General features: G+C 28.6%; 11 protein-coding genes and 1 pseudogene. 6 read left to right on the forward strand and 6 right to left on the reverse strand.

Features of this window, described 5'->3' with window-relative positions; all coding sequences use genetic code 11:
- Nucleotide 1: 1 nt before the first annotated feature.
- Nucleotides 2-1,210: a DUF2264 domain-containing protein gene (locus SM9_RS11300; RefSeq protein WP_058740237.1), complete on the reverse strand. Its 1,209-nt coding sequence runs from the start codon at nt 1,208-1,210 to the stop codon at nt 2-4.
- 195 nt (nt 1,211-1,405) lie between these two features.
- Between SM9_RS11300 and hacA the strand changes: the two genes are divergently transcribed.
- The 6 genes from hacA (at nt 1,406) to mmp11 (ending at nt 7,988) form a co-directional block, all read left to right on the forward strand.
- The gene (gene hacA, locus SM9_RS11305; protein ID WP_058740238.1) at nt 1,406-2,653 is read left to right on the forward strand and encodes a homoaconitase large subunit; all 1,248 of its coding nucleotides are present in this window, start codon (nt 1,406-1,408) and stop codon (nt 2,651-2,653) included.
- A 5-nt stretch (nt 2,654-2,658) separates the two neighbouring features.
- Entirely contained in the window at nt 2,659-3,141 is a 483-nt protein-coding gene (locus tag SM9_RS11310; RefSeq protein WP_058740239.1) for a 3-isopropylmalate dehydratase small subunit, read from the forward strand.
- Complete coding sequence (locus SM9_RS11315; RefSeq protein WP_058740240.1) at nt 3,113-4,126, forward strand: isocitrate/isopropylmalate family dehydrogenase; 1,014 nt, start codon at nt 3,113-3,115, stop codon at nt 4,124-4,126. Before SM9_RS11310 ends, SM9_RS11315 begins: the two co-directional genes overlap by 29 nt.
- 4 nt (nt 4,127-4,130) lie before the next feature.
- Nucleotides 4,131-6,458: a glycosyltransferase gene (locus SM9_RS11320; protein WP_058740241.1), complete on the forward strand. Its 2,328-nt coding sequence runs from the start codon at nt 4,131-4,133 to the stop codon at nt 6,456-6,458.
- A 165-nt stretch (nt 6,459-6,623) separates the two neighbouring features.
- Nucleotides 6,624-7,040, forward strand: coding sequence for a 6,7-dimethyl-8-ribityllumazine synthase (ribH, locus tag SM9_RS11325; RefSeq protein ID WP_058740242.1), 417 nt, complete (start codon nt 6,624-6,626; stop codon nt 7,038-7,040).
- Nucleotides 7,041-7,049: 9 nt separating this feature from the next.
- Nucleotides 7,050-7,988, forward strand: coding sequence for a methanogenesis marker protein 11 (gene mmp11, locus SM9_RS11330; RefSeq protein ID WP_058740243.1), 939 nt, complete (start codon nt 7,050-7,052; stop codon nt 7,986-7,988).
- 27 nt (nt 7,989-8,015) lie between these two features.
- On the opposite strand, the gene SM9_RS11335 is transcribed toward mmp11, so the two are convergent.
- From SM9_RS11335 to SM9_RS11350, 5 genes and pseudogenes are all read right to left on the reverse strand, one after another.
- Nucleotides 8,016-9,725: a glycosyltransferase gene (locus SM9_RS11335; RefSeq protein ID WP_058740244.1), complete on the reverse strand. Its 1,710-nt coding sequence runs from the start codon at nt 9,723-9,725 to the stop codon at nt 8,016-8,018.
- Nucleotides 9,726-9,804: 79 nt separating this feature from the next.
- The gene (locus tag SM9_RS11340) at nt 9,805-15,294 is read right to left on the reverse strand and encodes a C1 family peptidase (protein WP_058740245.1); all 5,490 of its coding nucleotides are present in this window, start codon (nt 15,292-15,294) and stop codon (nt 9,805-9,807) included.
- An 86-nt stretch (nt 15,295-15,380) separates the two neighbouring features.
- Nucleotides 15,381-15,973 (reverse strand): annotated as a pseudogene (locus SM9_RS11790) (ISNCY-like element ISM1 family transposase); the annotation flags it as partial.
- Between the two features lie 108 nt (nt 15,974-16,081).
- Entirely contained in the window at nt 16,082-17,809 is a 1,728-nt protein-coding gene (locus SM9_RS11345; RefSeq protein ID WP_198144381.1) for a hypothetical protein, read from the reverse strand.
- A 463-nt stretch (nt 17,810-18,272) separates the two neighbouring features.
- Entirely contained in the window at nt 18,273-22,442 is a 4,170-nt protein-coding gene (locus tag SM9_RS11350; protein WP_198144383.1) for an Ig-like domain repeat protein, read from the reverse strand.
- Nucleotides 22,443-22,513 lie beyond the last annotated feature (71 nt).

The following is a 22,513-nucleotide window of genomic DNA, read 5'->3' on the forward strand; positions in this document are numbered from 1 at the left end:
ATTAAAAGTTTATTGGTTGATCATTGCCTATCACATGCCCGTTCCAAGCTTTAAGAGATGACCATTCTTCAAAGTCATCTGTCCAAAATGGATCATTGGAATCAAGCCCTAAAGGTAAAAATACAGAACAACATAAGTATAAACTTCCAGTATTAATATCTGTCTCTGCAATATCTACCTGATGACCATTTAAACCAGTTATTAACCATCCACCATTAGAGAAATTTTGATTTCCATCAAATAAATTTCTTAAAACTTTAGTCAATGCTGCTCTAACTTGAGATACTTCAATATTTCTTGGTAAAATTCTAAGTAAAGCAACTTGAGATAAAGTATGGAAAATACCAGATCTATAACTAATTGATTTACCTACAATAGGATAAGTACCATCTGGAGAAATACATCTTTCTAATTGGGATGCTAGTCTTGATGATCTCATTAATTGAACATCCAAAAATTCTCCATCCGGTAATCCATATTTTCTCATTACCATTAAAATATCGTTAAGCATTGGATGAATAAAAATACTATTATAATAATTTGAAGCAAAATCTGCCCCATCCCTATAAATTGCATCTCCAACATACCATTCATCCCTAAATTTATGAACAGCATATACCAAACGTTCTTTATCACACTCGCCAGTGAATTCTAAAAGTGCTGCCTCAATAATTGAAGTGTATAAAAGCCAATGATTGTCATATGGAGCTATAATTCTTGAATTTTTAAATTCATCCATAATTTTTGCCTGTACATCCATCGGTAGATTAAGCCAAATTTGATTTTTAGAACGAAGTAAACCTTGAGCAAATAAAGCCATATCCACTAATGATTGTTTAGGTTCATTATAAAATATATAATCATTTTTATTTGGATTAACTGCTACACTAATAGCTTCAATTGTTAAATTAATATATTTATCACGAAGTCTACCTTCTTCAGATTCTGAAGGTCCAAGCTCTAACCATGGAGCTATACCATTAAATACACGTGCAAATGCTTCAAGATAAGCAAATTTACCACCTTCAGAACTACTTGACTCTAAAAGCATATTTTTCCTTAAAGAATCTTTCCTAAGATTTATTAATACCGGTAAAGCTATTTTTTGTAAAGTTTCAACCCAAAAAATTCTATCTTCCCAAACTGGAACCTGTTCTTCCATAACAGGAATTTCTTCTTCTTTTTTAAATCTTCCAAAAAACTTGCTCATGAAATTTATTTTGTTCTACATATTATATAAATGTATGATTATTTTTACTAACAAAAATTCGTTGATTGATTAAAAAATTAAGTATTTTTTTATTAAATTCAATGCTAATTAATTTAATCTTAAAAATAACTATTTTCCAAAATTTAAATAGAATGTTAAACAAAATATAATTTATTACTATGAGGTTTTGTTAATATGTCAAGTACAATGTCTGAAAAAATATTGGCTAGAGCATCAGGTAAAGATAAAGTTGAGGCCGGAGATATTATTATTGCAAATATTGATGTTGCAATGACACATGATTTAACTGGACCTCTCGCCGTTGAATCTTTTGAAAAAATTGGTGCAGATAAAGTTTGGGATTCGTCCAAAATTGTAATTCCATTTGACCATCAGGTTCCAGCAGATTCTATAGACTCAGCTAATAATCATATAATCATGAGAAATTTTGTAAAAAAGCAAAATATTGAAAATTTTTATGATATAAATGCGGGAGTATGTCATCAAATACTACCGGAACTAGGCCATGTAGTACCAGGAGACGTTATTGTCGGAGCTGATTCACATACCTGTACACATGGAGCTTTAGGTGCCTTTTCAACAGGAATTGGTTCAACCGATATGGCAATGGTTTTTGCTGAAGGAAATTTATGGTTTAAGGTTCCTGAAACTAACCGTTTTGAAATAACTGGTACTCTAAAAGACAATGTTTACGCAAAAGATGTAATTTTAAATATAATAGGCCAAGTTGGTGCTGACGGTTCCACATATAAAGCCTGTGAGTTTGCAGGTCAAACCGTTAGTGATATGAGTGTTTCAGACAGAATGGTTTTATGTAATATGGCAATTGAAATGGGTGGGAAAACAGGTTTGGTAGAACCTGATAAAAAAACAATTGAATATGTAGAAAAAAGGTCAAATAAGCCATATAAAATTTTCAAAACAGATTTAAATGCTTCTTCTTTAAATATTATTGACATTGATGTTAACAATTTAGAGCCTCAGGTAGCCTGTCCAAACAATGTTGATAATGTAAAGCCCGTAAGCGAAGTTGACCAGGAAATAGATCAAGTATTTTTAGGTTCATGCACCAATGGAAGAATCAGTGACTTGAGAGATGCTGCAAAAATTCTTAAAGGAAAACAAATAGCTAAAGAAACTAGAATGCTTGTTATTCCAGCATCAAAAGAAGTTTACTCAAAAGCTTTGGATGAAGGATTAATAAGAATATTTGTTGATGCAGGAGCCTTGGTTTCTGCTCCTTGTTGTGGTCCATGTCTTGGAGGACATACAGGAATTATCGGACCTGGAGAAGTAAGCCTATCAACATCAAACAGGAATTTTAAAGGAAGACAAGGTTCTCCTGACGGAAAAGTTTATTTATCTTCTGCTGCAGTTGCTGCTGCATCTGCAATTGAAGGAAGAATTGTTGCACCGGAGTGATTAATATGAAAGGAACGGCATGGAAATTTGGAAATGACATTGATACAGACATTATTCTTCCAGGAAGATATTTGATTTATACTGATGAAGAAAGATTATCTCAACATTGTATGGAAGGATTAGACGATGAATTTAATGAAAAATGTAAAAAAGGAGATTTTATTGTAGCGGGCAAAAATTTTGGTTGCGGATCTTCCCGTGAACATGCGCCTATTGCAATTAAAGGTGTTGGGATTTCAGCAGTGCTAGCTGAGTCATTTGCCAGAATTTTTTATAGAAACGCTACAAATGTTGGTGTTCCGCTTCTTGAAGCTCCAGGAATTACTGATTTAGTGGAAAATGGAGATGAAATAGAAGTTGATATGGATAATGGAATTATTAAATCTGAAAGTGGAGAAAAAATAACATTTAAAAAATTACCTCCATTCATGTTAGAAATATTGGAAAAAGGTGGGTTAATTGAATACCTCAAAGACAAAAGAGAATAAATATACAATTGCCGTTGTTCCAGGTGATGGAATAGGTACCGAAGTTATGGATGCAACAATTTCCGTTTTGAATGAATTAGATATTGAATTCAACTACATTTATGCTGAAGCAGGTGATGCCTGCCTGGAAAAAACTGGCAGTGCGCTTCCTCAAGAAACACTTGATATTGTTAGAGATGCTGATGCTTGTTTATTTGGTGCAGCAGGTGAAACTGCAGCAGATGTTATTGTTAAATTGCGTCAGGAAATGAAAATGTTTGCTAATTTAAGACCTGTGAAAGCATATCCAAATACAAATTCATTATCTGAAGACATTGATTTTATGATTGTTCGTGAAAACACCGAAGGATTGTACATTGCAGATAAAGAAGAGTTCACTGATGATGGTGCTACTGCAAAGCGTGTCATCACCCGTGAAGCAGAAGAGCGCATCATTGATTATGCGTTCCAATATGCAAAAGACAATAATAAGTCCAAGGTTACTGGCGTTCACAAAGCAAATGTTTTAAAGAAAAGTGATGGTTTATTTAAAGAAATCTTTTATGAAGTTGGAGAAAGATATCCTGATATAGAAAAAGAAGACTTTTATGTAGATGCAACCGCAATGTATCTCATTACACAACCGGAAAGCTTCGAAGTTATCGTTACAACCAACTTGTTTGGAGATATTTTATCTGATGAAGGTGCTGGTCTTGTAGGTGGGCTTGGATTGATTCCATCAGCAAATATTGGAAATTATGGTGCTTTATTTGAGCCTGTTCATGGTTCCGCTCCAGATATTGCAGGTAAAGGGATTGCAAATCCAATAGCCATGATGTTATCTGCAGTTATGATGCTAAGATACCTGGGTGAAAGTGAATCTGCACAAAAGCTAGACAATGCTATTTTAAAATTATTAACTGAAGCTAAAGTCTTGACTGGAGATTTAGGCGGAAATGCAACTACAAATGATGTTGCAAATGAAATAATTAAATTATTAAGATGATAAAATGATTAAAGAATCAGACTTGAAAGATGGTATAAGTGCCATCATACCAACATACAAAGGAGAAAAATACATTAATAAACTTCTTGATTCTTTAATAAATCAAAGTATAGATTTTAACTTATTTGAAGCAATATTTATTGTGAACGGAGAACTTGATTCAACACCAGACATTATTAAAAAATATCAAACCGCGAATCCTGAAGTTAATATTATATTAACAGAAAGTGAAAAAGGAGTTTGTAATGCTCGTAATAAAGGTATTGAATTAGCTTCAATGAAATATTCTATTTTTATTGATGATGATGACTTCATAAGTGAAAACTACTTTGAAGAATTATACAAATTTGTCAAGCCAAATAGAATTGTTCTTGGAACTTTTTATGACATTGATGAAGATACGGGTAAGGTCATGGACTCATATATGACTCCACAACTTCTTAAAAATTCAGGAATTATAGAAAATCCCTATAAAACAATTAAAGATGCAATAGTGATTACAACAAATAAAATTATTCCAACTATTAACGTTAAAAATTCAAATTTTAATCCAGAACTAACCAATGGTGTAGATATTGCATATTATGCAAACTTTTATCCGGATAATGATTTTGAGTTTTATGTTGTTGATAAAAGCATTGGCGCAAATTATTATAGACTATGGAGAGAAGGTTCAATATCCAGACAGGATATGTCCTATGAATTTAATATTGACAATCGCTTGAAAGTAATTGAAAACATTAATAAAGGCCTTAAAAAAGCAAAGAATCAGGAAATGAGAAGCTTTATTGAAAGTTTAACAGGCGGACAAGTAGTCAAAATAAACGAATACTTAAATAAATATCCTAAAGAATATAATAATGTTTTAAAGGACATATTGGAATATGATTATGAATTTTTCCCATATAAATATTTAAATGAAGATTTATCGAAATTAAATAACGATGAAAGGAAATTAATTATTTCTTATGCATTTTCACCGACTAATACGACCACAAGTAATGTTGTTGCAAAGAAAATATTATCTGATAAAAAGAATGTTGATATTATTTGTGCTAGTTTAGATGATATGCCAAAAGATTTTACACTTGAAAAAATCGTTTTAGAATATATTGTTAATAAGTTTACAGTAACTTCAAATTTCTCAACGGAATGGGACAACATTTTAAATTTTGTAAATGAGGGAATGAAATTAATTAAAGATTATGGGGAAATCTATAGCAGAGCGAATTTTGTCCATTCACATTTTTTAGCTTTAGAGTATAAAATAAAAAACCCAAAAACTTACTGGAAAGCTGAATTCTCTGACCCGTTAATATACACTTTTGGAAATAGGCATTTGAGCGGAAAATTAACTGATGAAGAATACATTTCAAGAATAAATAAAATTTTAAAAGAAAAGAATTTAGAACCTATAAGCAGTGAAAACGACATTAATTGTGTCTGCGAATATTTAACATTTATTTTTGCAGATGAAATAATATTTACAAATGAAAGTCAAAAAGATGTTATGATAGATTCATTGCCTTTTAAAGTGGATATAGATGAAAAATATATAATTTCACCTCATCCAACATTAGATGAAAAATATTATCATATTAAAAAAAGCAATTACTCTTTAGATAAAAATTATGTTAATTTCGCATACTTTGGAGTGATATTTCCAAACAGATCATTTGAAGATTTTATCAATGCCTTTGAAAATATAAGTGAAAAATTTAAAGATAAAATTAGATTGCACTTATTTACTCCAAATAGAACTTTATTTGAACAACTTTTAACTAAAGATTTGCTTGAAAAAACCACATTCAATCAAAATATTGATTATCTGGAATTTTTAAATCTATCAAAAAAATTTGATGTGCTTATTGCTGAAGACAGCTATACAAAAGGACATTTCATTAAAAATCCATACCTTCCATCAAAAATATCTGATTATAAAGGCTCAGATACAACAATTTGGGCAATATGTGAGAAAAATAGTGAAATGTCAAAATTAGACATCAAATATAAATCATATATCAATGATTTGTGTGGAAATACAGATACATTAAATTCAATAATGTGTGAAAAGACCAATGAAGAAATAGAACCATTTACAATTGATGAAAAAGAATACAATAAACAACGAACTGTTCATTTAACTCAAAAGATTGCTGAATTGATTGATGTCTGTGAGTCCGAATTTAAAAAAGATGAAATGTATTTAGCTAAAATTAATGAACTAACAACGAGAATTCAAAATTTAGAAAAAGAAAACTCGGAAATTTTAAATTCGAATAGTTGGAAAGTTACAAAAAATTTCAGAAAAATTGGAAAAAAATTTAAATAATTTAAAAATGTTATATTAATTATAATTTAAGGAGATATTATTATGAGAAAATTTTCTAGAATGCAATTAGCAGCACTTTTTATTATACTTATTATGGTATTAAGTGGGGTTGCTGGTTTTTTACTTTTTATATTCGCATAAATTATATTAATGGAGGACTTAAATATGGTAAAATACAAAATAGCTGCAGTAGTTGCAGAATTTAATTATGATATTACACAAATGATGTTGGAATTAGCAACAGCTGAAGCTAAAAATAGAGATTGTGAAATTACAAAAGTAGTTGCTGTTCCTGGTGTATTTGATATGCCACTTGTTATTAAAAAATTATTACAGAAAGATGAATATGATGCAATTATCACTTTAGGTGCAGTCATTGAAGGAGCAACTGACCACGATCAAATCGTAGCACAGCATGCTTCCCGTAAAATAGCTGATTTAGCACTTGAATATGATACTCCTGTTGCATTAGGAATCACCGGTCCAGGTATGACAAGATTAGATGCACACAGACGTGTCAAAAATGCAAAAAGTGCAGTTGAAGCAGCTATTAAAATGTGTGATAGATTAAAAGAAATTTAAGATGATTGTATGGAAATTTTAAAACCTGAAGAGTTAAAAGAAAAATTTTCTGATCCTTGGGTTGCACCATATGAAAAAGTGCTAACCATGGTTGATGGAGATAAGGTTGAAATTGTCGAGTATCATCCATGTATTTCAGGATCCCACTGGTTATTACATCAATATAAAAATAATTCCGAATTGATTGATGATGCTTACCGTGACGGAAATAAACATGTTTATTCCTGCCATGTAGGCTCTGCTCCTCTCGACTTAAAAGCTAGTTTTAATGCAGCCGGAATTGATGAAATCAAAATTGTTGATGATGAGGTTAAAGTCACTCATGCAGGTCTTGCGGGTGCAGGCGTAGGTGCTGGAATGTGTAGAGGAATGGGTAAAGGCGTTAAATATATAGAGCTCATTAAATCTGGTGGAGGTTCAAAAGAAGGTAGAGCAACAGTAGTAACACCTAAACTTGAAAAAGTCGTCATAGGTGTTGACGATACTGATGTAAAAGATGCCGGTGCAACATGGACAATGGCTCATAATCTAGGTGTTGAATTGGCTAGCGAAGGTTTTGAATACTTGGATCATATAATTGTTCAGTTATATCCACACAACCCACATAAAACTCAAAACTGCGTTTCAATCGCTTTAACATTTGCTGTTGAAAGTGACAAAAAAGAAGCTTTAATTAATAGAGTTATTGAAATTCTTAAAAGAGACACTTTATCCGATAAAACTGCAATAGCTATTTTGGAAGGTCTTGAAATACCAAAAAAATTAAGAGAATACTCAATCGCTACAAAATCCGGTATGATGGACATTGAAACTGCAGAAGCTACTGCAAAAGAATTAGATATAGACTTGATTGCAGTTACTGGTGAACAAGGTAAAGTAGGTGCTCTTGCAGCTTTAGGTCTTTACAACGATGTTGAAGAAGCAGTTAAAGCATATGATAAAAAATAAGGGAAAATTCTCTTATTTATCTATTTTTTAAGTATTAGCTGATTTACTAAAATCTATATTTATAAATCCATTCTTTTCAAATCTTTTTGAAGAGGAACCATTCACATCATCGAATTTTAATTGAATTAAATGATTTTCATATGTAAAATTCTTATTTTCAATCGTTGAATTGACATAACCAATACTGCCCACATAGGAATCATCCGCCATAATGGAATAGCTTTCATTTTCTAAAAAAACACCTGTGGAATTAGATATTGATACATTATCCACTATTAACTCATAAGACCATGACCCGGATTGTCTTGAAGAAATCATGTATTTCTCATCATAAGATACATTATTTTCTTTTATATTGTGAGAAACTACTGACTTATCAAAGACATCAATCAGCCTACTGTTTTGAATAATGTCACCATCATCAACATGAAGTGCATTTTTTACATCAAGAGGCAGTCTTAATATATCAGGTTCAAAGTCTCTTGTTTCATTTATTACATAAAGGTCATTATCTATAAGAACCGTATCATTTACTTTAATTCCAAGCGTCATCATTGCATCTGATGGCATCCGTATTACATTAGATTCATTTTCAATTGCAGTGTCCACAGTGTATGGACCTCTAACTGAAATTGAATTGTCATTTCTATGGTCAGTGAAAATTATTAAATTTCGGGAATTGGGTTCTATTGAAATAGTACCATTATCAAAAGTAGCGGCACCTAAAAATGTTGAAAGCATCAAAAGCAAAATGATGAGTGAAATAATTAGTGGAAAATGAACTTTAATAAAAGATTTTAATAAATTTCCCCCACGAGTTTTTCTATACATGCTAATGGATTGAATTATAACTTTAGCAAAATAATAGATTGATAAAAGTATGCCCACAACAGAAATTATAACTCCTACAGATAAAGGAATGAATTTAACAAAGAATATGGTAAACAAACCTAAAATAACTAAAGATAAACCAACGATTGACATACGAATATAATACCCAATATCATCAATCATAGTAACCCTACCATACTTATTAGCACGGTTCATAATTGTTCTTACAACTTCATTAGCCATGATATTTAAATCAGCTAAAGGAGACATATCATGTTCTATTGCACCAATGTCGACCTCCATAATGGAAATGCCCAATACATCAGCATCAATAACAATACCAACATCCACACCATAATCCTTTTCAAAATGAATTTTCTTTAAAATTTCCTTACGTGCAGCAAACTGACCGCTTAAAGGCTGTTCAAATGAAATCTCTGGAAAAAAAAAGTTTAAAAGTGGTTTTGCAGTAAGTTCAGTGACACGGCCACTTTCACGTGCAAATTTTGTCTTAGTAATATCTGTTTTACCCATTAAAATAGGTTTAATCATTGATTCAACTTTTTTACTAGTTAAATTATGAATATCTGCATCAATAAATGCTATAATATCACATTCAGCATATTTATAGCCCGTAAATAGAGCTTCACCCTTACCTTTATTAACTTCATGATTAATTACAATAGCACCGGCATTAGAAGCTTCTTCAGCGGTATTATCTGATGATCCGTCATTGACTACTATAATTTCATCAACACATGAAACCTTTTTAATTACTTCCACTACCCTAGCTACTGTATTTTCTTCATTAAAAGCAGGTATGATTACAGAAACCTTTTGATATTTAGGTTTTGATGATTTTATACCCGCAAGCAAAAAAGTAAGAAGTACAAATAACCAAGACAAATTATTCACCAATTATTAATTTATTATTTATAATATATTTTTTTAATACTATAAATGTTTATTATTAACATAGAAAAAATTAATTCTTAATTTCAATAGTATTAGATTCACATAATCCATTGAACATAGTAGTTATTATATATTTACCTGCCGGTAAATTAATATTTAAGTTTGCTATACCATTTGTATCTGTGATTCTTGTGTAAAATACACCATTAATATTAAAATTAACACTTTGATTAGGGCATGGGGTTCCATATCCATCAAGTATTGTAGCCTTGAATTTTGTACCATCCCTATAACTCATTGTAACGTCATTTGCTTTTATGATACTTAAAACAGTGATTGTGTTAGATACTTTTGAATCTCCGTACTGTGCAGTAATTATATATTTTCCAGGAATTAAATTAATAGCTAAGCTAGCTACACCTTCAGAATTGGTTAATCGAGTATAAAATACTCCATTAATGTTGAATGTTACATTAACACCCGCCATAGAAGATCCTTTTTCATCTACAAGTTTAACAGAATATCTGGAAGCATTTCTATAATATTTAACCAAATCATTATTTTCAACCAAACGTGACAAGACAGTGATATGGCTAGCAGAATTTTCACCTGTGACGGGATTAGTTACAGTTAATATATAATTACCGGAGTCTAAATTAATATTTAACCTAACATCACCATTTGAATCTGTTGTTCGATAATAAAAGACACCATTGATATTCATCATGACCTCTTTATTTGCAATCGGATTGCCATCAAAATCACGAATTGTTGTACTGAATTGAGATGAATTTTTATAATATTTAGTTAAATTATAAGAATCGACACTGGATTTTATGTTAACATATATTTCACAAGAAGAATTAATATAATTACCTTTACCCTCAAATTCCAAGTTTACTAAATAATTACCTGAATTAAGACCCATATTTAATGAAATAAAACCATTTTCATTTGTATGTCTTGTATACTTTAAGCCATTGACATAAATATTAATTGATTCATTAGATAAAATATTGTTATTTGAATCAGCCAGCATTGCGATTAATTTTGTACCGTCATGATAATACATTGAAATATTATCCGCTTTAATAACAGTATTAATTGAATCGATAGTGAATTTTTCATTAAGCAATATTGTTTTATATGTAGATTTATTGAATAATGCTTCAACAGAATAATCTCCCAAATTCAAATTATTTAAAACTAGAATGCCTTCACCACCAATAGTTTTAACATTATAATTCTGATTATTTATTTTTAAATTAACGGTTTCATTTAGATTTTTAGATAATCTTACATTAATAGATACATTATTAATATTTTTTTCGATATTTACATCCATATTTATCTCATTTAGATAAACTTTGAATGTTATTTCATTATCTGCCCCATTATAATTAGAATTACCATTGAAAATAATACTGGCCACATATTCTCCTACATCCAAACTATAAGGTAGCACAAATTCCTTATTAGAATTTATTTGATATTCTTTACCATCAATTATTAAAGTAAGAATTTCATCAATTTGATGATTTAGACCTGTGAAATAGTTTTTTACAATTATATCATTAGAATAAAGAGTATTAGAAATGTTAATCATTAGTGAAGGATCAATCTTATTAATATTAACACTAACATTTTTATTTACAGGTTTATAATTGTTATTTCCAGCATAATGAATATTAATAGGATATTTGGAAGCATTTAAAATAACTGGAACAGAAAATTCACCATTTGATTTAAACAAATAATCAACATTGTTAATAGTTAATATAACATTTTCGTTTAATTTTAAGTTATTAATACCAATTAAATCAACAGTTGTCTTAATATATTCTCCATAATTAATATCAAATGTGTCAACATCAAGTTTAGGTGTGGCCTTATCCACAAATACATTAATTTTTTGAGAATTTGAATAATAATTACTGTTACCCTCGAAATTCAAGACACATTCCCAAATTCCTGCATTCAATAAAACTGGAAGTTGATAGAGAGAATTTGCATTAATTAAATAAAGTTTATTATCAATATTTAAAGTTATTTCATGATTAAAAGTATTATTTATAATTAAATAATCACCATAAGTTATATTTTCAATATTAATATTTAAATTAATATTTGATTTATTAATCTGGAATGCTTTAGAGGTATTTACTTTATTGAAGTTATCATTTCCTTCAAAAATTAAGTAAGCTACATAATTAGATGCATTTAATAAAACAGGAATTGTAAATTTAGAATTAGAATTTACTTCATAAACTATATCCCCCATATTTAATTTTAACTTTTCATTGATTTGATTACCTTTCATATCAGTTAAAGAAGTAATAAGAGTTGTTTTTTCACCATATGTGCCATTTGAAACCAACAATCCAATATTGAAATTATTTTTTGATATTGTGAAATTTTCTATATTTTTAATAGAATTATAATTTTTATTTCCATTGAAAATAATATTAGCACTATATTTAGAAGCATTTAATTGAATTGGAAGTGTATAATCATTGTTTGAATTGAAAGAATATTTTTTATTATCAATAATTAAATCAATATTTTCATTTAGTTTAGAATCGTTAATTCCAGTTAATTTAACATTAACAATCACATCCTCACCATATTTAACACTATTAATACTGGATTCTAAAAGAGGATTAGCTTTTAATACCTCAACATTGCCGGTAATGTTTTTACTGTTGAATTTTTCACTACCCCGATAATAAATAAAAATATTATAAGATGATGCATCTAAAATAGCTGGAAGAGTAAATAATCCATTAGCATTAATAGAATAATTAATACCATTAATATTTAAAATAAGTTTTTCATTAATTAATTTAGAATTAAAGATTAATGAAGTATTGAAAATTAAGTTATTTCCGTAATAAACATTTTCAACATTAAAACTTAAATCAGCATCATATTTTAAAACAGAAACATTATTGAAAGTTTTAGCGGAACAATATTTTGATGTTTCACCATAATATACATTTATATTATAAAAACCCGCTTTAAATACATCAGGAATTAAAAAATATGAATTGGAAGAAATATTATAAGATTTATTTTCTATAGTTAAAACAACAGTATCATTGATTAAAATGCCATTATCATCAATTAATGAAACAAAAACATTGAACTTATCACCATAATAAATATCATCGACATTTAAAGTTAAATAAAGAGGATGCTTGGAAAGATTAATCTTTAACTCATCATTTGAAGCTAAATAATGAACATTATTTACATAATTTGCAGTTAAATTATTAATTCCATGTTTTAAATTAGTGAATGATGAACTAGCAAATCCATTGTTAACAGTTTTATTGTATTTTACACCATTACATTCAAAAATAACATAACCCTCATTAACCAAATGACCATATTGATCCTTAACCTCTGCAGTTAAATCAACAGAATTGTCATATCTTGAAACCTCGCTTAATACAGTAGTGGTCGTTAAATTGAAAACTGAGAATGCTTTAATACAAGCCACTTGAGAATTATAAAAGTGGCCTCTTTCAGACATGTTAATCTCATAATCATAAAAGTCAATCCAGTCAACACCATTATAACTTATAAATGAAGTGTTTGGTTTATAGTGAGTTCTAGTTAAGGATACTTTCTCAGAAATTGGAATCCATGCTTCAGATGAAGTGGATAATTTAATAATTATTTTAAATAAATCATTTTTATAAATTGGTATGAATTCATCAAAATTAATTGTGAAATAACCTGGAAGTGAGGTACCATTCTGTGTTAGTTTCAACTCGTTGTTGACATATATTTCAACTGTATAATTTGATTCAATATTGAAATAGGTTGAAAATGCAGCCAAAATTTCATCAGATGTGGCATTGAAATTATTCTGATACCACATAGTGCTTTGATTTGTTAAAAAATAATCTGTTATACCCGAAACGTCATATTGATAGTTTTTATTATATTTAACAGTATCATTTAAAATAAAAGTGAATGAAGCATCATTTTGACCTACTCCCGCACAGCCAGTATCATAATATGATACATAAAAGTATCCGTTATCACCCCAATCAGGTCCCCAACTATTTTTACATATCCATGCACCATCTCCGGGAGGAGAAGTTTTGAATTTGCTTTTAGAATAATTATCATCCCAACCTACAATTACAATAGCATGATTAAGATTAGTTGGAATTGAACAATAATAACTATTAGATCTCATATATAAACCCGAATAATAAATTCCAGTAAATACCCCACCATAATTTAAAATTGCATACTTAATTGCATCATTATCCGTATAACTTAATCTAGGAAGATAAACAATGTTTTGTACATGCATAACACTATCCATTAATGGAGATAAAAGAGTATTTAAAATATATTTATCATCGGATTCATTAACTGGACCCATCCAACTTGCAAAATAACTTGGAACCATATTATTATATCCACCATTATTTGTCATCATATTACGTCCATAATCAGAAAATAATGCCATTAAATTTTTCATGTTTTCTTCAGAAAAATCATATTCCACACCAGTAGCCTTTAAAATACAAGATTCCAATGCCGCAATTCCTGCAAATGCCCAGCAATTACCATCAGTTCCTTGATTTTTAACAGAAGAAACAAGTCCGTATTTTCTTAAATCATAACTAGAAGGTATGGAACCAGCATACGGAGTATAACTCATTTGAGTATAATTAAATCTTTCAAAATTAATATTATAAAAATCCAACTTAGTTAATTCACAATTGATGAATTTGTTATTAATGAAATTCTCATTATTATTGACAACACTAAAAACATTGTTCTTATTAAAAATATTATTTTCCATCATGAATGAAGAAATATCACAATATATGGCTTCACCTTCAATGGCTGAATTGTTAAAAAAGTTGGATGATGAAACACTGAGATTTCCATACATTTTATAAATGGCACCACCCTGATAAACAGCAGAGTTATTAATTGCAGTTATATTAATAAGTAACATATTAGTGTTCAAATCACAAATAGCTCCACCTAATTTAGCACTATTGTTTATAAAATAAGAATTCGAAATATTTAAAGTAGATGAGAAAGAATAAATGGCTCCCCCATAATCAGATGAAGAATCTCTAAAAATTACATTATCAGAAATTAATTCACCAGTGTTATAGATAGAAGCTCCTTTTAAAGTTAAATCATTGAATTTTAATAAACCTGAATTTAAAAAAGCATTTCCTGAGTTTTTAAATGAAATAATGGTATTTTCACTACTTTCACCATTAAATGAATTATAATTAGAAATGGATTTCGAACTATCTAAAACATATTCACCATTGGCCAGATAAATATTTGAATTTTCTTTAATTCTATTAGATGTTAAATATTTATAAGGATTATCTATTGAACCATTTCCATTATCCTGAGATAAAGAAGAATCAAAATAAATATTTGAATATGAATCATCACTTGAGGCAGATAAAACAGAATCTGAAGATGTTATATTGTCTTCTGCACAAGTAAAAGGAATTGCTAATAATCCTATGAATAAAATTATAAAAATTATTTTATTATTTAACATGTAATTCACTAATTAATATATTTATAAAAAACATGTTAATATAATTTTTATATGATGAATGAGTGGCAAAAATATTTAATTTCTTGTCATGACGTTTTATTGATTATAATTCTGTATTTTTTAATTGTTAGAATTCCATTTTTAGTCTTGTATAATTTATTTATTATTTAGGGATTGGTTTGTCTGTAGTAATTTTTGACTTTGTTGGATGTTTTCTCGATATTTTTATCATCAAAGCATGTATATCTCTTTGGAATTGATTGATTATGTATTTTCTTATGAAATCTTTTAATACAACTTGTATGACACTGTAATTTTGTAAATAATGTTTAAAATATTCTATTGATTATTTTGTTGATTTTAGCCTAAAACAATTTTTCTTTTACAATAGACTTTTAATTTGTGATGTATTGTTTGGAACAAATGAAATGTACATAATTTTATTGTTTGGTGTGATATTCAAATTCCCGGAATATTTCATAGTATTTACTTATTTTACGAAGTAAGTGATATCCAATTTTCATTATTCTGGAATTTTATCCATAATATCTTGTAAAAATTGCTTATGTTCACAATTAATGGATTATTTTTTTCCACATTTTTTGCACTGATACTGCTGTTCTTTAAATTATATAGTTTTTCCATTGATATTTTGTTTATTTTTAGTTATTGTACTTTTTAATAATTTTATAAGCAAACAATCAGGACAATTAGAATGAATTTTAGTGATATGAAATTTCAAGTGTAAAAAAAATAATTTGAAAGAATCCTATAAAATTTTACAGACTCAATTTTTTAAAATATTATGAATACCTTTTTTTTCAATTATAGAAATAATACCTGCAATAGCTAAAACTTCAAATGTAGCAAAAATAGCTTGACAATTAGATGAATAGGCCCTAGTATATTCACAATAACCTAAAAATGATGAAAACCAACAGAGACCAAATAGTTGTACTGCAAATGTTCCCAATAACAATATTTCAAAAAGAAATACTAAAGAAAGATTTTTTGATTTGAATCTATTCAATATTAAATTAATACCTGTTAAAATGAATGAAATAACAGATATGATTACAATAATTATTGAAATTAATTGATAAAAGTGAATACTTGCTTTTGCAAAATTCCATTCAAAATTATCCTGTGAATATTCGCTTTTAGTAAATATATTCATGTGTAAAAATGATTCGACATCTTTAACCTGATTATTTTCTCCAAAAGTCAGTGACGGAAGCATTATATCAACATTACACTTCTGAATATCTCGACCTAAATCTTTATATAAAATGGATGTTTTAAGTAATAAGAAGAATAAATCTTTTAAATCAAAAATTTCACCAACAGATCTTCCGACAGCATATTTGGATATGAATATTTTATCAGATTTATTTAAATCACCATTTTTAAAAGCATCATTAAGTTCGGCATTTACTTTATGGAAAAAATCACTTGTTGATTTTTCATCAGCATATAAACCAGAAGCTGCCAGTGCATCCCTTAAACTCCAGGCATTTGTATCTCCATTAAGTTTATTTTCTTTTAAATTTCCCTGTGCCCAGCCGGAATGAACCCAGTTATTAAATAAGTCTGGTCTACTTTGTAATGTAGGAGAAGCATTCCATGCCTTATCAATTGTGGAATAAGTGACCCAGTAAATATCAGAGTTATTTTTATCATCTATTAATAAAAGATTATGGAAAAATTCACCCAATTCTCCTTCAGTTCTTGTATTGATATCATACACCCCAAATTTTTCATGATTAACCTCAGAATAAGCAAAAGTGCATCCTACAAATATAAAAATAGGAATAATAGATATAACAATGATTTTATAATATTTTTTTACATTGAAACTTTTATTTTTAACAACAGGTCCCAAATTAAGAATCAGAACAAGAAATATTGAAGCTAAAAATAAAATTAAAATTCCAACACCATCTTCTTTGAGGTAATAATTAAAAGTAAATATAATTCCCAATAGAATACCCCAAATCAGTAGACTTCGATTAGAACTATCCTCAGAAATTACCTTATTCATGAAAATAAATAAAGAAGACAAAAACAAAATTAAAAATGGAGCAATAGCAGCATTTCTATAAACTCTACCGCTAATAAAAAGATCCATACCACAAGGCAAAAATATTATGAATAAATATATTAATGCTAAAATAATCTTATTTTTAGTCAAATAATTATAAACAGCATATACTATTAAAATTCCACCTAATATCCATACTAACGAAAGAACAAAACCATAAGGCAACCCAATTACATTAACAAACTTTAAAAAGAGAGAATAACTAATGGTTTTACTTAACGAATGAATATTCCAATTAGCAAAGTATTGGCCCAAATGAGCATTATTAATTAATAGCAATTCATCAAGTTGATTTGTAAGCAAATACCAATAAGGAAAAAAATTCCCAATGTAAAGGCGCAATACTGTAAGTAAAGACACGATAAAAATAATCAAATAAGAACTAATTTGGTTAATTTTACCTATAAATTCCATGATAAATAGTAAGTTTAAATAAATATTTAAAATTTTTTAAAATCAAAATTATGAGTCTGAAAAATTTTATAGGCTTCTTTCAAATTATTTTTTTACAATTGAAATTATTAATATCACTCATTGTACAACAGGATTTAAAACAAAAACACAACTACAAAGACTGAGTGAAGATAATGTTGTTCAACACCCCAGTATCTAAAAAAAGCAATAAAAAGAAAGACAAATCAAAAAAAATATAAAAAATCACAAACACTATCAAATACAGGACAACAAAAACTTGAAATAGGTGCAAAAGAAGAGCAAAAAACACTCTAGAATTTTGTTCTGTCTAACACCATATAAATAAATCATACAAGACTAAAAATGGAATTCTAACATTTTTAGATTATCAATGAAAAATTGGACTGAAAAACATTAAAAATCAAATAAGCCTATAAAATTTTACAGACCAAAAAAATAGAAATTAAGTGCTTTTAATCACGATAGTATTAGAAGCACTTAATCCGTTGAATATGGTTGTTATTATATATTTTCCTGATTGTAAGTTAATATTTAAATTTGCTACACCTGTTGAATCAGAAATTCTTGTATAAAACACACCATTAATGTTGAAAGTAACTGCCTGATTAGGATATGGGTTTCCATTACCATCCAAGATTGTAGCCTTGAATTTTGTACCATCCCTATAATTCATAGTAATGTCATTTGCTTTTATGATACTTAAAACAGTGATTGTGTTAGATACCTTTGAGTATCCATACTGTGCAGTAATTGTATACTTTCCAGGAATTAAATTAATAGCTAAACTAGCTACACCATCAGAATTAGTTAAACGGTCATAAAATACCCCATTGATGTTAAACGTTACAGTAACTCCCGCAATAGGAGATCCCTTATCATCAAGAACTTTAACAGAATATCTTGATGCATTTCTATAATATTTAACCAAATCATTGTTTTCAACCAATCTTGACAAGACAGTTATGTTATTTGCTGCTTTTTCACCAGTTACGGGATTATACACAGTCAATACATATTTTCCAGGAATCAAATTAAGATTTAATCTAGCAATACCATCAGAGTTGGTTTTTCTAGTATAAAAAACACCATTAATATTCATTTTCACATCAACATCAACAACTTTATTACCATCATAATCCAAAATTGTTGCATAAAAATGAGTTCCATTTCTATAATATTTAACAACATCAGATGATATGACAGTCGATTTGACTGTTATATTTCTAGAAATCGTTGAATTCACATATTTTCCATCACCAGAATATGAAACCACAACATTATAATTACCGCTGTTTAAATTTATAGCTAATGATGCAGAACCGTCATCTTTAGTTGTTCTTTTATTTTCAACACCATTAAGAAGAATAGTTATGTTTTGGTTTGATAATGGATTGTTATTTTTATCTTTTAAAGTAACATAGAATCTAGAGTTATCATGATAATACATTACCAAATCATCAGCTTCCAATTTTGTTTTGATATAATCTACACTAAAGTTACCGCTATCAGAAGCATTCTGATAATAATCATTAGAAAATGAAGCTTTAACTCCATATTCTCCATAATCCAAACCAGATAATGATAATGAAGCCATACCATTGGTTGATTTAACATTATAAGATTTAGAATTTACTTTAACGACAACAGTTTCATTAATTGATTTTGAAAGTTTTACTGTAATATTGACAGAATCAACATCGGTTTTTAAAATATTTAAACTCATAGATAAAGGTATCTTACTTACAATGAAACTTGTAGTTGCAGATTCATTATTATAAGAAGCTATAGCAACATATTTACCCGGATTAAATAAATCGTTTATTGATGTTTTTGTATTTGAAACAAGTGAATAGGTTTTAGATCCAATTTTTACATTAACATATCCGGATACATTTAACCCGTTTTGAGTTAATGTATTATCGATGCCCAGTTTATCTCCGTAATAAATATCTGAAATGCTTATTTTCAAATAAGTGATTATATTATCTGCATTAATAATATTTGAAACGAGAGAATTAGAATAATAACTATCTTCATAACTTGCTAAAATATTATAACTTCCTTCAGATTTCAGCTGAGTTTTAATTGTTGCTTTTCCATTTACAACAGAAGCCGTGTAATTTTTAGAGTCAATTGTAAAAGTTACCTTACCCTGATTAATTAAACTGCCTGAAGCATCTTTAACAGTAGCCACAATATCAAATGAAGAATTGATATTAACAACTTTCGGATAGTTAAGATAAATATTAGAAGTTAATTGATTAGAAGTGAATGCCTTTATACATGCCACCTGTGAATCATATGTATGGCCATATTCCGGCATGTCGGCTTTATAATTAAATAAATCAATCCAATTTTTACCATCAATACTGAAAAATGAAACACCTTCTGAGTAAAGAATCCTATTTGATCTGACCTTTTCTGAAATAGGAACTGATGCAAGATTATCAGTTGAAATTTTCAAAACGATAGTGAATGTATCGCCTGTTTTTAAAGGAATATTCTGATTTAGATTAAAAGTATAATATCCGGCATCCGCTTTTCCGTTTTGAGTGAGCTTTAATGCATTATTAACATAAATTTGAGCTGTCCATTCAGATGTTGCATTAAAATAGGTAGAAAATGCATTTAAAAGTTCATTACCTGTTGCATTGAAAGTATTTTTATACCAAACAGTATCTTTACCTGTAATTAAATAATCAGTGATTCCAATAATATCATACTGATAATTTTTATCATAATGAACTGTGTCATTTAAAATAATGGTATATGTGGATTTATCATAATCTCCAAGTCTTGCACATTTTGTATCATAATATGAAACATAGAAATAACCGTTATTTCCCCATGTCTCACCCCAGCTATTTTTACATATCCAGGCTCCGTCTCCAGGAGGAGAAGTTTTAAAATTGCTCCTGGAATAATTATCATCCCATCCGACAATTGTTACTGCATGATTTGGTCCTGTTGTACCCGGGTAATAATAATTATTCGATTTCATATATGAAACAGAATAATAAACACCTGTAGCTACAGCACCATACTTAATAAGAGCTTCTTTAATAGCATCATTATCTGTATAATCACTGCGTGTTAAGTAAATAATATTTTGAACATGAATAGTACTGTTTAAAACAGGAGATAAAACAGACCAATCACTGAATGTTTCTAAATCTTCTTGTATAGCACCTAACCAGCTTACAAGATAACCAACACCCATATCATCATATCCACCTTTATTAGTTGTTAGCTGCCAACCATAATCAGAATAAAGCGCCATGACATTTTTCATGTTCTCTTCAGACAAGTCAAAACTTTGTGTAGATGCCTTTAAAATACATGATTCCAAAGCTGCAAGAGAAGTAAATGCCCAGCAATTACCGCTACCTTTTTGATTTTTAACTGAAGTTACCTGGTTATAATCTCTCAAATCATATTTTGAAGGTAAAACTCCATTAAATGAAAAATCGCCAACAAATTGTACGTAATTTCCGTTTCCTATAACTAAATCATATCCCAAACTTTTATAATAATTTTTTTCTTTTGAAGCCTTGTTATTATTATATGTATTTGAGGTTACACTTTCATTTATATTTAAAATCGTGTAAATCGCTCCGCCTTCATAAGTTGCTTCATTGGAATTGAATTTAGATGATTTGATTGAAACTTCTGATGAATTATCTATAAAAAGAGCACCGCCGCTTAATGCTTTGTTTGAGTCGAATGAAGATGATGAAACAGTTATTGTACCATACATTTTATAAATAGCTCCACCCTGATAATTAACTATATTATTATTAGCATTTATTGAATCAATAATCGAATTGGAATTCAAATCACATATTGCTCCTCCAAAAGTTGCATTACATGATGTGAAATTAGATTTCTTAACATTTAATGTAGATTCCTTTGCATAAATAGCCCCACCGGCATTCGTCAAAGTATAGCAATTATTAAATAATGTGTTTATTACAGTTAAATCCGAATTGCTTTCACTGGCTATCGCACCACCATATTTATAAGCATAGTTACTATCAAAAGTAGAGTCTATGACTTTTAAATTTGTATTGGATGAATATATAGCCCCACCATATGTAGCATGATTATTCCTAAAGGTAGATGACTCAATCAATACATTTCCTTTAGAAGAGTATATTGCACCGCCAAATACATTATCATAACTTCCCTTATATGCACCATTATTATTTTCAAAAATAACATTAGATGCTGTGAAATTTTTATTATTATAAATTGTTAAACCGTTTAATGTAATATCAGAAATGAATAAAGAATCTTGAGAATAAATCTGTAGAGAATAGCTTTTAATAATCGTGTTTGAAGAATCCTGACCTATAATTGTTAAATTATTAAAATATTTCGTTCCATCCAAAGTATATTCCCCACTTGCAAAATAAGCGACACTATCATCAGACAATCTATTATATGTTAAATAATTATAAGGGCTTGATTTCGAACCGTTTCCATCAATTGATGCATGTGAATCAAAATAAATATTTGATGAAGTTAATACATCATTATTATCATTTAATGCTAGCTGATCATCATTTAAAGTTACATTATCACTAGCAAAAGATATTGGAACTAGCACCATGAATAAAATAAAAAATATAAAAAATTTTTTAAAATGTTTCATCATTTCACCTCATGAATATATAATTATAA

It is taken from the genome of Methanobrevibacter millerae, from assembly GCF_001477655.1.
Lineage (GTDB): Archaea > Methanobacteriota > Methanobacteria > Methanobacteriales > Methanobacteriaceae > Methanocatella > Methanocatella millerae_A.

Coding starts and splice junctions, on each gene's coding strand:
- SM9_RS11300 (WP_058740237.1), bottom strand. CDS start 1,210: ATGAGCAAGTTTTTTGGAAGATTTAAAAAAGAAGAAGAAATTCCTGTT.
- hacA (WP_058740238.1), top strand. CDS start 1,406: ATGTCAAGTACAATGTCTGAAAAAATATTGGCTAGAGCATCAGGTAAA.
- SM9_RS11310 (WP_058740239.1), top strand. CDS start 2,659: ATGAAAGGAACGGCATGGAAATTTGGAAATGACATTGATACAGACATT.
- SM9_RS11320 (WP_058740241.1), top strand. CDS start 4,131: ATGATTAAAGAATCAGACTTGAAAGATGGTATAAGTGCCATCATACCA.
- ribH (WP_058740242.1), top strand. CDS start 6,624: ATGGTAAAATACAAAATAGCTGCAGTAGTTGCAGAATTTAATTATGAT.
- mmp11 (WP_058740243.1), top strand. CDS start 7,050: ATGGAAATTTTAAAACCTGAAGAGTTAAAAGAAAAATTTTCTGATCCT.
- SM9_RS11340 (WP_058740245.1), bottom strand. CDS start 15,294: ATGTTAAATAATAAAATAATTTTTATAATTTTATTCATAGGATTATTA.
- SM9_RS11345 (WP_198144381.1), bottom strand. CDS start 17,809: ATGGAATTTATAGGTAAAATTAACCAAATTAGTTCTTATTTGATTATT.
- SM9_RS11350 (WP_198144383.1), bottom strand. CDS start 22,442: ATGGTGCTAGTTCCAATATCTTTTGCTAGTGATAATGTAACTTTAAAT.